The organism is Allobosea lupini (genome assembly GCF_900109525.1).
Lineage (GTDB): Bacteria > Pseudomonadota > Alphaproteobacteria > Rhizobiales > Beijerinckiaceae > Allobosea > Allobosea lupini.
The window spans coordinates 203006-215161 of sequence record NZ_FOAN01000004.1 but is presented as its reverse complement, the minus strand read 5'-3'; the positions used below and the strand labels follow the sequence as shown (position 1 = coordinate 215161).

Here is a 12156-nt window from a genome sequence, read left to right as displayed (position 1 = left end):
CAGGTCGGAGCTGGCGCTTAGCCCGCCGGGCGAAGCGTCTTCACCTCTGCATCGGACGGCAGGTATTTGGCGCCGTCGGCATAGCGCCAGTCGACCATCACGCCCTTGCCGTCCTTGACCGCGGTCTTGCCGACATAGGCGCCGAGCGTCGCCTGGTGGTCGGAGGCGCGGAACTCCACCGGGCCGAAGGCCGAGGTGAACTTCAGCCCCTTCATGGCGTCGATGAGCTTCTCGTTGTCCGTCGTGCCCGCCTTGGCGAGGCCGGCGGCGATGGCGTTCATGGTGTCGAAGCCGACGACCGAGCCGAGGCGCGGATAGTCGTTGTACTTGGCCTTGTAGGCATCGCGGAACTTGACGTGATCCGGCGTCTGGATGTCGGCATGCGGATAGCCGGTCACGATCCAGCCGACCGGCGCCTCGGCACCGAGCGGGTCGAGATATTCAGGCTCGCCGGTCAGCATCGAGACCACCGTCCGACCTTCGAACAAGCCGCGGGTGTTGCCCTGGCGCACGAAGTTCGAGAGGTCGGCGGCGAAGGTGACGTTGAAGATCGCATCGGGCTTGGCGGCTTCGAGCGCCTGCACGGTGGCGCCGGCATCGATGCGCCCGAGCGCCGGGAACTGCTCGGCGACGAACTCGACGTCGGGCTTGGCCTTCTTCAGCAGTTCCTTGAACCACTTCACCGCCGACTGGCCGTACTCGTAGTTCGGCGCCACCGTCGCCCATTTCTTGGCGGGGAGCTTGGCCGCTTCCTCGACCAGCATCGCCGCCTGCATGTAGGTCGAAGGGCGCAGGCGGAAGGTGTAGCGGTTGCCCTTGGCCCAGACGATCGCGTCCGAAAGCGGCTCTGAGGCGACATAGAGCCGCTTGTTCTGCAGGGCGTAGTCGGCGATGGCGAGGCCGACATTGGAGAGGAAGCCGCCCGAGAGCAGGTCGACCTTCTCGGCGTTGATCAGCTCGCCGGCGAGGCGCACCGAATCCTCCGGCTTGCCGGCATCGTCGCGGAACAGGGTCTCGACCTTGCGGCCGAGCACGCCACCGGCGGCATTGACCTGCTCCAGAGCCAGCTCCCAGCCCTGGCGATAGGGCTTCAGGAAGGCCGGCTGCGAGGTGTAGCTGTTGATCTCGCCGATCTTGATCGGCGCGCCCTGGGCGCGCAGCAGCGACGGCGTGGTCAGCGCGACGGCGCCGAGCGCAGCTCCGCTGACGAATTGGCGACGGTCCATCTGGTGGCTCTCCCGTTGATCGCACGTCTTACGCATCCACAGCCCCTCGCTGCGCGATTTCCTACCCTAGGCCAGTGCAGCGCACTGCAACAAGCCGGGGTGAAAATTCGTTTGTATGCGTATGAAATCTCGACTGCGTTTTGCAGTTTGTCAATCGTCGAAAAACAGGCGGGGTTGCCACCGGCTTGAGCAGCGCGCGGTCGGGCGATGCGGGTGGGCTGTCAGGTCGGCCGATTTGCGTCAGCCGTGTCGTGCGGGTCTGGTCGTTCTAGGAGCGCCCGCCATCGACCGAGAGGATCTGGCCGGTCACCCAGCCTGCCTGCTCGGAGAGGAAGAACAGGCTGGCATGGGCGATATCCTCGGGCGTGCCGAGCTTGCGGGTGTGGATGCCGTCGATCAGCCGCTTCTGGCCATCCGGCCCATAGGATTCCCATTGCCGCTCGGTCGCGGGATTGGAGCGGACGAAGCCGGGAGCGACCGAGTTGACGGTGATGCCATCGGGCCCGAACTCCCAGGCGAGCTGCCTTGTCAGGCCGACCAGAGCATGCTTGGCGCTGGCATAGGCCTGGATGCCGGTCAGGCTCGGGCGCAGGCCGGCGCCTGAGGAGATGTTGACGATACGGCCGTACCCGGCCCGCTTCATCGCCGGGGCCACAGCTTGCGACAGGAAGAAGGCGGCATCGACATTGGCGGCGAAGATGGCGCGCCAGTCGCTCTCGGAAATCTCCTCGATCGGCCGGCCGGTCTGGCCGCGCACGCCGCCGGCGGCGTTGACCAGCAGGTCGAGCCGGCCCTCGGCGGGGAGGATCGCGCCCACCAGGTCTTTGGCGGCCTCCGGGCTGCCGAGATCGGCGACATGGGCGCTCGCGCCGAGCGCATCTGCGCTGGCGGCGACGCCCTCCGCATCGAGATCGGCGAGATGGACCTTCGCGCCGGCCTGCGCCAGCGCGGCGGCGATGGCGCGGCCGATGCCCTGGGCTGCGCCGGTGACGAGGGCTACGCGGTCGTCGAAGCGGATCTGCATTGCTCGATAAGGACCTTCAGCGTGCCCAGGGACATCGGGCGGTGGCCGTCCTCGATGTCCTGGATCAGGGATACCAACAGTTCCAGGGCCGGCGTGGCGACGCCGACCTCGCGGCCGAGCCGCGAGATGATGCCGATCTGCGCCTGGCCCTCGGTCTTGCGCTTGCGCACGGCAAGATCGCGCCAGATGCCGGAATGGGTCTTGGCCGTCTTCGAGGTGTAGTCGGCGAGCCAGGCGATCGTTTCGACCTGCGGGCCGTCCGGTGCGCCCGGCGCGAACACGGCAGGGTCGAATTCGCCGAAGCCTAGCGAGGTGACGCCGCGCGCCGCCGCGACCGCGCCGACCTCGCGCCCCAGTGTCAGCCAGACCGGCAGGCGCTGCGGGTCGGCGAAATTCGCCGACATCGAGTCGTTGGTGAGAGCGGTGCCGAACAGCATCGCGCCATAGGCGAGCTTGCCCCAGAGATAGCCGTAGATGTTGTCGGTCAGGACCGCGTCCGGCTCGAAGATCGCGAGCAAACGGTGCATCTCCCGCACGCGCTCGCTCATCGCCCCATTGAGCTCGCCGACGACCACGGCGCCGCGATTGCCGTAGAGGATTTCGCCCGGCCCATGCCAGTCGGCGCCGAAATTGACGAAGCAGCCCATCGTCCGCGCTTCACCGACCGTCTTGGCGATGGTGATCTCGTTGAGCCCGTTCTGGGCCGAGAGTACGAAGCCATCGGCGGCGAGATGCGGCTTCAGGGCGGCAAGCGCAGCTTCGGTAGCGCCTGCCTTCACCGCCAGCACGATGCGCGAATAGGTGCCGGTCAATTCCTGCGGCGTCACCGCCGGCACGACCTGACGGAAGTCCTCGACCGGGCCGGTGATCGCAAGGCCCGTGGTCCGGCAGGCCACGACATGGTCAGCGACGATATCGACCAGCAGCACCGGCACCCCGGCCCTTGCCCAATAGGCACCGAGCGTGCCGCCGATCGCGCCGGCGCCCCAGATCAGGATGGGTTCGGTCGTCATACCTGCCCCATCACCTCGACATCGGCATGGGTTGCGACATGGACGAGCCCGTCCGGCGTCACCCAGCCCCGATACATGCCTTCGGAATTATAGGGCGCGACGATCGTGCCGTCGGCTCCGACGGCGACGAGCCCGGCGCCGATCTTGTGTTGGGTCAGTTCGGCGATGGCGCGATCGGCCGCCTCCTTCAGCGAGAGGCCGGCATAGCCGATCAGCGACGCGATCTCGTGGCCGATGCAGTAGCGGATGAAGAACTCGCCCTTGCCCGTACCCGAGACCGCGCAGCGCCCGTCGCGGGCATAGGTGCCGGCGCCGATGATCGGGGAATCGCCGACGCGTCCCGGGGGCTTGTTGGTGTAGCCGCCGGTCGAGGTCGCGGCGGCGAGATGGCCGTTGGCGTCGAGCGCGACCGCACCGACCGTTCCGTGCTTTTCGGCCTCGCTCGCCTCGCCGGCGGTGCCGACGAGCTCGCGGATCTTCATCGAGGCCAGGTTCTTGCGCCGCCGCTCCGTCGAGAAATACTCGTTCTCGACGATGTCGAGTCCCTCGGTCTGGGCGAAGGCGTCGCCGGCCGGGCCGGTCAGCAGCAGCGGATCGCCGCGATGCATCAGCGCCTTGGCGGCGCTGACCGGGTTGCGGATGCGCTTGACCGCGCAGAGCGCGCCGGCGGCCAGCGTCGAGCCGTCCATGATCGAGGCGTCGAGCTCATGCTCGCCATCGGCATTGAAGGCGGCGCCATGGCCGGCGTTGAAATGGACGGAATCCTCCATCACCAGCACGGCGGCCTCGACCGCATCGACCGCGCTGCCGCCCTTGGCGAGAACAGCCCAGCCGGCCCGCAGCGACTTGGCGAGATGGGCCTTGGCCTCGGCCCATTCGGCGTCGGTCATCTCGGCCTTGGGCAAGGTGCCGCAGCCGCCATGGATGGCGAGGGCGATGGTCATGCTGAAACATCCTCAGGTGCAATCCCTTCTCCCCTCGGGGGAGAAGGTGGCAGCGCGAAGCGCTGACGGATGAGGGAAGGACGGGCAAGTCGGCTGCCGCCTCACCCGGTCGCGCTGCCCTCATCCGTCTGCTTCGCAGACACCTTCTCCCCCAAGGGGAGAAGGGTTAGAGCCTCACTTCGCCGGCTTGATATCCATCGCGAGGGTGTCCTCGTCGACGCGCGGGCGAATCGTCACCTTGGCCTTCTGCATCGCCCAGGCTGAGCCGACGGCGAGGATCGGCAGGCGCGGCCGGTCCTTGGCGACGATGGCGTTAGCCTGCGAGAGCAGGTCGTTGCGCTTGGCCTCGTCCATCTCGATCGCGGCGTCTTCGATCAGCTTGTCGAGCTCGGCGTTCTTGTAGCCGAGCACGTTGAAGGCGCCGAGCTTCTTGGCCGGGTCGTTCGAGTGGACGACCGAGGAAAGCGTGTAGTTCGCCTCGCCCGTCAGCGTGCCCCAGCCGGACATCGCCAGCGAGAACTCGCCGCGGGTTCGGGCCGGGAAGAAGACGGCGCCGGGCTGGGCGTTGGCGTTCACCTCGATGCCGATCCGCGCCAGCATCTGTGCGATCGAGGTACCGACCTGGCGGTCGCCCGGCAGGCGGTCATTGGTGAAGGAGAACGAGACCTTGAAGCCGTTGGGATAGCCGGCCTCCTCCATCAGCTTCTTCGCCTTGGCGAGATCCGGCTTCAGCGGCGGCAGGCTCTTGTTGAAGCCGGCGATATCGGGTGTCACTAGCTGGTTGGCCGGTGCGCCGAGCCCTTCCATCGCGATCTCCACCAGCGCCGGCCGGTCGATGGCGAGGTCGATCGCCTCGCGCACCTTGGCGTCCTGCAGCGGATTCTTGGGCAGGGCCGAGCCGTCCTTGGCGCTGATCTGCGGGGACTTGTCCCGCATGTCGAGTTCCATGTTGAAGACATAGACCGTGTCGATCGTGGCGACGGTGAGCTTGGCGTCGCGCTTCAGCGTCGGCACGTCGGAGGCCGGGGCGCGTACGATGATGTCGACCTGCCCGGCCTTGAGCTGGGCGACGCGGGCGGCATCGTTCGGCAACTCCTTGCGCAGCACGCGCTGCCATGGCTCCTTCTCGCCCCAGTAGCCGTCGAAGCGCTCGAGCACGAGCTGGTCCTTCGGCGTCCAGGACACGAACTTGTAGGGGCCGGTGCCGATCGCCGCCTTGCCGGTGTTGAAGGCGTCGTTGGCATTGTCCTTGGTCAGTCCCGCCGCGGCCTTGTGCGAGACGATGAACAGGCGGATGAAATCGTTCGGCAGGTTCGGCGCCGGCCCGTCGGTGACGATGTGGACGGTGAGCGGATCGACGATCTTCACCTCCTTGACGCGCCGGACATAGATCGTCGTCGGATTCGGGCCGGCGACGACCGGGATGCGCTCGATCGAGAACTTGACGTCCTCGGCGGTGAAGTCGGAGCCGTCATGGAACTTGACGCCGGGACGCAGCTTGAACTCCCAGACGGCGGGCTCGATCGCCTTCCAGCTCAAGGCGAGGCGCGGCTCGATCTGGAGCTTGTCGCCCGACCAGGTCAGCGTGTCGAAGACATGCTTCAGCGCCTCGGCATGCGTGCCGGTCGCGGTGAAATGCGGGTCGATCGATTCCGGCCCGGCGCGGACGCCGATCGTCAGCGTCTGCGCCATCGCGGCGCCGGAGAGCGGCAGCCCGATCAGGGCGGCGAGGGCCACGGTCCGCCATAACGGGGACCGGTGCGGCAAAGGCTTGGTCATGTTGAGGTCCCTTCGGGTTCGAGATCGGCAGGCCACGCTGGTGAGGCGATCACCATCTTGTCCATCAATTCGCACAGCTGCTTCTGCTCGGCTTCGGTCAGCACTGCGAGCATCGCAGTCTGCTGTCCCACCATCATCGGCATGGTCTCGTCGAAGATGGCGCGCCCCGCCGGCGTCAGCGCCAGCACATAGCTGCGCAGATCGGCCGGATCGGTCTCGCGCTTGAGCAGGCGCCGCTGCAGCAGCTTCTGGATCGCGCGCGAGAGCGTGTTCTTGGGCAGGCCGGCGGAGGAGACGATGTTCTTGGCCGCGACGCCGCCCTTGAGCCCGACAGCGTAGAGCGCGACGAATTCCGGCCGTACCAGTCCGTAGCGCGTCTCGATCCAGCGATAGACCGGGTCGTTGAAGCGGAAGGCGATGAAATTGAGCCGGAACGACAGCCAGCAGGGATTGTCCCAGAGCTTGGTGACGGTCAGCGGGTCAAGCTCGCGCAGCGCCGCCTCGCGGTCGCGGTCGAGCTTGGACAAGGAAGTCGGGGCGCGTGCCATCTCGGACATCCAATTTAGTTCCATATGGAACTTGACGGTCCCGTATACCGCTGTCAAGGATGACGCGGTTTCGCCGAAACGCAAGGATCAGGCCGTGCTCGTCGCCCGGATGAACTGGATGCAGATCGAGGAACAGGCGAAGCGCGACGATCGCTGCGTGCTGCCGCTCGGCTGCGTCGAACAACACGCCTATTTGAGCCTCGCCACCGATGCGATCCTGTCCGAGCGTATCGCCGCCGAGGCGGCCGAGCCGCTCGGCATCCCGGTTTTCCCGGTTCAGGCCTATGGCATGACACCAGGCTTTACCGCCTATCCCGGCACGATCTCGCTGCGGATGACCACCTATATCGCCCTGCTCGAGGACCTGCTCGAAGGGGTCTACCGCTCCGGTTTCCGCCGCATCGTGCTGGTCAACGGCCATGGCGGCAATACGCCGGTGATGACGGCGGTGACCGAATGGATGGGCCGGCGCCCCGACGCCAGCGTCAAGATGCACAATTGGTGGGCAGGGCCGCGCTTCCAGCAGGCGGTGAAGGCGACCGACCCTGCAGCCTCGCATGCCTCCTGGATGGAGAATTTCCCCTGGACGCGCCTCGAAGGCGTGACCCTGCCCGATGGGGTGAAGCCACCCTTCGATGCCGCGCTCTACCAGGCCGCCAGTCCGCAGCGGAAGCGCGAGATCCTCGGCGACGGCAATTTCCATGGCCGTTACCAGCGGCCGGACGAGGAGATGCTGGCGCTCTGGGCCGTGGGCGTCGAGGAAACCCGCGCGGTGATGGTCGAGAGCTGGCCGTGATGACCTATCCTGCCGCTGTCCCTATCCAGGAGAGCGGCAACGAATCCCCTCTCCTTGGCATGGAGGTTGCGAAGCAACGGCGACGAATGTCCCTCCGATGCTGACCCATGTCATCGAGCGTATCCTGCAGGCGCTGGCCGTCATGCTGGTCATGTCGGCGCTTGTCTTCGTCGGCGTCTACGCGATCGGCAACCCGATCGACGTGTTGATCGGCCCCGATGTCAGCCAGGACATCAGGCTCGACACCATCGCCCGCTATGGCCTGGATAAGCCGCTGTGGGAGCAGTATTTCACTTTTCTCGATCGCGTCCTGCACGGCGATTTCGGCCGCTCCTTCGTCTTCGGCATGCCGGTGCTGGAACTGATCCTGTCGCGCCTGCCGGCGACGCTGGAACTGACGCTGGCGGCCGTTCTGGGGGCGGCGCTGGTCGGCATCCCAGCCGGCATCTATGCCGGCTACCGGCCCGACAGCCCGCTCTCGAAGCTGATCATGGCGCTCTCGATCCTCGGCTTCTCGGTGCCGACCTTCTGGATCGGCCTCGTCCTGATCATGACCTTCGCCGTCGAGCTGCAATGGCTGCCGGCCGGCGGGCGCGGCGAGACCGCCCGGCTCTTCGGCGTCGAATGGAGCTTCCTGACGCCGAACGGCCTGTCGCATCTTTTGCTGCCGGCGTTGAACCTCGCCTTCTTCAAGCTCGCGCTGATGACTCGGCTGGCGCGGGCCGGCACGCGCGAAGTCATGCTGACCGACACCGTGAAATTCGCCCGCGCCGCCGGCATTCCGGAGAGCGTCATCCTGCGCCGGCATGTCCTGCGCCTGATCTCGATCCCGCTGGTCACCGTCTTCGGGCTGGAATTCGCCTCGACGCTCGCCTTCGCCGTGGTGACCGAGACGATCTTCTCCTGGCCCGGCATCGGCAAGCTGATCATCGACTCCATCCAGTCGCTCGATCGGCCGGTGATGGTCGCCTATCTCATGCTGGTCGCCTTCGTCTTCATCATGATCAACTTCCTGGTCGACCTGACCTATTTCGCGCTCGATCCGCGACTGCGGAAGGGCCGGGCGTGATGCGGACCGAAACGCCCATCGCCCGCTTCTGGAGCGAGTTCCGCGAGAGCCGCATCGCTGTTGCCGCGCTCGTCGTCGTCGTCCTGATGATCGGCGTCGCCGTGCTCGCGCCGCTGATCGCGCCGCAGAACCCTTACGACCTCGCCAATCTCGTTCTGTCCGACGCCCGCCGTCCGCCGGGCTATGTCGGCTCCAGCGGCTATACCCATTGGCTCGGCACCGACGCGCAGGGGCGCGACCTGCTTTCGGCCATCCTCTATGGCCTGCGCATCTCCCTGCAGATGGGGCTGGTCGCCGGCGCCTTCGCCTTCGCCATCGGCGTCACGCTCGGCATCGCCGCCGCCTATCTCGGCGGCCGGCGCGAGGCCTTCATCATGCGCGTGATCGACCTGCAGCTCGCCTTCCCGGCGATCCTGCTGGCGCTGGTGATCTCGGCCCTGCTCGGCCAGGGCAAGGCGCAGCTCATCGCCGCGCTGGTCGCCGCGCAATATGCCTATTTCGCCCGCACCGCCCATGGCGCCGCCTCGGCCGAGCGCGGCAAGGACTATGTCGAGGCGGCGCTGTCGACGCCATTGCCGGCCCGGCAGGTGATCTGGCGGCACATCCTGCCGAACTGCCTGCCGCCGCTGATCGTGGTCGCGACCGTGCAGGTCGCCAATGCCATCGCGCTGGAGGCGACGCTCTCCTTCCTCGGCGTCGGCCTGCCGGTGACCGAGCCTTCGCTGGGCTCGCTGATCGCCAACGGCTTCCAGTACATGCTGTCGGGCCGCTACTGGATCTCGATCTATCCGGGCCTCGCGCTGATCCTGCTGATCGTCGCGATCAACCTGGTCGGCGACCAGATCCGCGACCAGGTCAATCCGAGGCTGAAGCGATGAGGGAGGGTGCGAGCACGCTCCGTCATGGTCGGGCTTGTCCCGACCGTCCACGCCTGCGTAGGTCGAGGGCTGTGTTCAAGACGTGGATGCTCGGCACAAGGCCGAGCATGACGGGGGAGGTGCGCTCATGACAGACGCCCCCCTTCTCGAGGTCCGTGACCTCACCACGCAATTCTTCACCCGCGCCGGCGTGGTGAGGGCGGTCGACGGCGTCTCGTTCTGCCTGCGTCGCGGCGAGGTGATGGGGCTCGTCGGCGAATCCGGCTCGGGGAAAAGCGTGACCGGCTTCTCGATCATCGGCCTGATCGACCCGCCCGGCCGCGTTGCGAGTGGTTCGGTGAAGCTCGATGGCCGCGAGCTTGTCGGCCTGCCGGCAGACGAGTTGCGCAGCTTGCGCGGCCGGGTCGTCTCGATGGTCTTCCAGGACCCGCTGATGACGCTGAACCCGGTGCTGACCATCGGCGAGCAGATCAGGCTGGCGATCGAGGCGCATCGATCCATGTCCGCTGCCGAGGCGCGCCGGCGCGCCATCGCCGGCCTCGCCCAGGTCCGCATCCCACGCCCCGAGGCGACCGTCGACTTTTATCCGCACCAGCTCTCAGGTGGCATGCGCCAGCGCGTTGCCATCGCGATCGCGCTGCTGCACCGGCCGAAGCTGATCATCTGCGACGAGCCGACGACGGCGCTCGACGTCTCCATCCAGGCCGAGATACTCGCCGAGATGAAGGAGCTCGTCGCCGAGCTCGGCACGGCGCTGATCTGGATCAGCCACGACCTCGCCACCGTCGCCTCGATCGCCCAGCACGTTGCGGTGATGCGGCTCGGCAAGATCGTCGAGGCCGGCCCGACGCTCGATGTGCTGACGCGCCCGCAGCACGCCTATACCCGTGCTCTGCTCGACGCATTGCCCTCGCGTGCCAGGCCTGGCGAGTTCCTGCTGCGCGGCGGCGGCGTTCCCGATGCCGCCCCGCCCGCCCGCAAGCCGGCGGCAGCTGCCGCGCCGGTACAGGGCGCGCCCTATTTCGTCGCCGATCGCGTCAGCAAGCGCTTCGAGTCGCGGCCCCGCGCCCTGCGCGCACTCGGCCAGAAGCTGGGCATGCTGCAACCGCCGCCGGCGGTGATGGCGGTCGACGAGGTCAGCTTGACTGTCCCACGCGGCGAGGCGCTCGGGCTCGTCGGCGAATCCGGTTCGGGCAAGTCGACGCTCGGGCGCATGGCGGCCGGCATCTACGCGCCCACTTCGGGCACCGTTCGCCTCGAGGGCCTGCCGGTGATGAGCGAGGGGGCCGAGCCGAAGAAGCTGACCACCCGGGTCCAGACGATCTTCCAGGACCCATTCGCCTCGCTCAACCCACGCATGCGCATCGGCGACGGCATCGCCGAGGGTCCGCTCGCCCATGGGCTGGTCGACAAGTCCGCCAGCGGAGCTTACGTCCGCGACTGGCTCGCCGCGGTCGGGCTCGACCCCGCCTTCGCCGAGCGCTACCCGCACCAGTTCTCCGGCGGCCAGCGCCAGCGCGTCGCCATCGCCCGTGCGCTCGCCATGCAGCCCGATCTCGTCATCTGCGACGAGCCGGTCGCCTCGCTCGACGTCTCGATCCAGGCGCAGATCATCAACTTGCTGATGCGGCTGCGGGCCGAGCTCGGCCTGACCCTGATCTTCATCTCGCACGACCTCTCGGTGGTCCGGCATCTCTGCGACCGCGTCGCGGTGATGTATCGCGGCCGCATCGTCGAAGAGGGGCCGGCAGGCGAGGTCTACGACAACCCGCAGCACGACTACACCAGGCGGCTGCTCGCGGCCGTACCGGTGCTGCCCGAGGCGGCAGCGTAAGATCAGGAGGAACGCCATGACCGAACTGAAGCCCTGGCAATGGCCGGAGGAGATTTGGCGCGGCAAGGTCGAGCAGGTCCGCGCTGGCCGCAACCTCAAGCCGAAGGTGTGGCCGGGCGGGGCGCGTTGCGCCGTGGCGCTCTCCTTCGACGTCGATCACGAGACCAATGAACTGCGCGACGGCGGCAAATCGGTCGGCCGGCTGTCCTGGGGCCAGTACGGCAATCGCGCCGGCATGCCGCGCATCCTCTCCATGCTGGCGCGCGAGGAGATCAAGGCGAGCTTCTTCGTGCCGGCTGTGACCGCACTGCTCTATCCCGACGAACAGCGCCGCATCATCGCCGAAGGCCACGAGATCGGCCTCCATGGCTGGATCCACGAGGTCAACACCGCTGTGCCGCCCGAGGCGGAGCGCGAATTGCACCTGCGCTCGGCCGATACGCTGGAGAAAGTCACGGGTGTCAGGCCGGTCGGCATGCGCACCCCGTCCTGGGATTTTTCCGAGGTGACGCTCGCCGTCGAGCGCGAACTCGGGCTGATCTACGATTCCTCGCTCTTCGCCGATGACGATCCGTACGAGCTGATCGAGAAGGGCGAGCCGACCGGCATGGTCGAGCTCCCGGTCGAGTGGATCCGCGACGACGCGGTCTATTTCAACATGAACCGCTTCCAGGCGCTGCGGCCCTACACCTCGCCCGAGGCGGTGTTCGACATCTTCAAGCGCGAGTTCGACGGCGCTCACGCCGAGGGCGGGCTCTTCCTGCTGACCATGCACCCGCATGTCATCACCTACCGGTCGCGCTTCTGGATCCTCGAGGAGCTTGTGCGCCACGCCAAGGCCAAGGGCGATGTCTGGTTCGCGACGCATGCCGAGATCGCGGCCTATGTGAAGGCGCAGGCGGGGCTCTGACGCGGGCGTGATTTTCGGGCCGGTTGCCCCCGCGTCAGCGGAACCGTGCCCGATTTCGGCCGTTTTCGGTTCATTCGGAATTCAGGGCGCGGAGGCGTTCATCTCCGGAAGAACAACTGGAAACGGATGTCATGA

11 protein-coding genes are annotated in these 12156 nt (G+C 67.2%); 5 read left to right on the top strand and 6 right to left on the bottom strand.

Annotation, left to right across the window (positions count from 1 at the left end):
* Positions 1–17 precede the first annotated feature (17 nt).
* The 6 genes from BMZ21_RS13680 to BMZ21_RS13655 form a co-directional block, all read right to left on the bottom strand.
* Complete coding sequence (locus tag BMZ21_RS13680; protein ID WP_091835033.1) at positions 18–1226, bottom strand: ABC transporter substrate-binding protein; 1209 nt, start codon at positions 1224–1226, stop codon at positions 18–20.
* A 268-nt stretch (positions 1227–1494) separates the two neighbouring features.
* Positions 1495–2250: an SDR family NAD(P)-dependent oxidoreductase gene (locus BMZ21_RS13675; RefSeq protein ID WP_091835030.1), complete on the bottom strand. Its 756-nt coding sequence runs from the start codon at positions 2248–2250 to the stop codon at positions 1495–1497.
* Positions 2223–3263, bottom strand: coding sequence for a ketopantoate reductase family protein (locus tag BMZ21_RS13670; RefSeq protein ID WP_091835027.1), 1041 nt, complete (start codon positions 3261–3263; stop codon positions 2223–2225). The genes BMZ21_RS13675 and BMZ21_RS13670 overlap by 28 nt, the downstream gene beginning before the upstream one ends.
* Positions 3260–4207 carry an isoaspartyl peptidase/L-asparaginase family protein gene (locus tag BMZ21_RS13665; RefSeq protein WP_091835024.1) on the bottom strand — a complete coding sequence of 316 codons (948 nt, stop codon included), beginning with the start codon at positions 4205–4207 and terminating at the stop codon, positions 3260–3262. Before BMZ21_RS13665 ends, BMZ21_RS13670 begins: the two co-directional genes overlap by 4 nt.
* Before the next feature lie 174 nt (positions 4208–4381).
* On the bottom strand, positions 4382–5986 hold the full coding sequence (locus BMZ21_RS13660; RefSeq protein ID WP_091835021.1) for an ABC transporter substrate-binding protein: 1605 nt from the start codon (positions 5984–5986) through the stop codon (positions 4382–4384).
* The gene (locus tag BMZ21_RS13655) at positions 5983–6534 is read right to left on the bottom strand and encodes a MarR family winged helix-turn-helix transcriptional regulator (protein ID WP_167561635.1); all 552 of its coding nucleotides are present in this window, start codon (positions 6532–6534) and stop codon (positions 5983–5985) included. The genes BMZ21_RS13660 and BMZ21_RS13655 overlap by 4 nt, the downstream gene beginning before the upstream one ends.
* A 94-nt stretch (positions 6535–6628) precedes the next feature.
* Between BMZ21_RS13655 and BMZ21_RS13650 the strand changes: the two genes are divergently transcribed.
* The 5 genes from BMZ21_RS13650 (at position 6629) to BMZ21_RS13630 (ending at position 12021) form a co-directional block, all read left to right on the top strand.
* Positions 6629–7330, top strand: coding sequence for a creatininase family protein (locus BMZ21_RS13650; RefSeq protein WP_091836037.1), 702 nt, complete (start codon positions 6629–6631; stop codon positions 7328–7330).
* A gap of 97 nt (positions 7331–7427) precedes the next feature.
* The gene (locus BMZ21_RS13645) at positions 7428–8399 is read left to right on the top strand and encodes an ABC transporter permease (protein WP_091835015.1); all 972 of its coding nucleotides are present in this window, start codon (positions 7428–7430) and stop codon (positions 8397–8399) included.
* Entirely contained in the window at positions 8399–9277 is an 879-nt protein-coding gene (locus tag BMZ21_RS13640; protein ID WP_091835012.1) for an ABC transporter permease, read from the top strand. The genes BMZ21_RS13645 and BMZ21_RS13640 overlap by 1 nt, the downstream gene beginning before the upstream one ends.
* 127 nt (positions 9278–9404) lie before the next feature.
* Positions 9405–11111, top strand: coding sequence for a dipeptide ABC transporter ATP-binding protein (locus BMZ21_RS13635; RefSeq protein ID WP_091835009.1), 1707 nt, complete (start codon positions 9405–9407; stop codon positions 11109–11111).
* A 16-nt stretch (positions 11112–11127) separates the two neighbouring features.
* On the top strand, positions 11128–12021 hold the full coding sequence (locus BMZ21_RS13630; RefSeq protein WP_091835005.1) for a polysaccharide deacetylase family protein: 894 nt from the start codon (positions 11128–11130) through the stop codon (positions 12019–12021).
* The last annotated feature ends 135 nt before the right edge of the window (positions 12022–12156 follow it).